1 protein-coding gene is annotated in these 309 nt (G+C 64.1%); it reads right to left on the bottom strand.

Translation table 11 applies throughout. The annotated features are described in order from the left end of the window. Positions 1 to 234 (bottom strand): hypothetical protein (locus WDW90_RS38705; RefSeq protein ID WP_336492947.1); only part of this gene is annotated, 234 nt, incomplete at its 3' end. Positions 235 to 309: the final 75 nt, after the last annotated feature.

The following is a 309-nucleotide window of genomic DNA, read 5'->3' as shown; positions in this document are numbered from 1 at the left end:
TCCTATCGAACACTGGGTCAGCGCGTGCCGCCGGCCCCTGTGGACCGTGATCGCGAGGGCGTGGTCGAGATCGTCCAAGTCGCGGTCGATGAAGCGGTGCCCGATCCCGTTAAAGGCCGCCGTGACAGGCCTGCGGTCAGGAAGCACACCGCTGGATCCGCCGAACGACCAATCGGGCGTGACGCGACCCAATACAGTGGTTTCGTCATCACGCGATGTGCGCTCGTCAGCCATGATCAGGATCTCAGCTAAGCGCCGCGCTGTGCTCCTTTCCCACGACTTGATGGCCGGCGCCACCACGATGCTGAC

The sequence above is a fragment of the Methylobacterium nigriterrae genome (genome assembly GCF_037106235.1).
Classification (GTDB): domain Bacteria; phylum Pseudomonadota; class Alphaproteobacteria; order Rhizobiales; family Beijerinckiaceae; genus Methylobacterium; species Methylobacterium nigriterrae.
The sequence above is the reverse complement of the archived record's forward strand: the minus strand, read 5'-3'. Positions and strand labels throughout refer to the sequence as shown.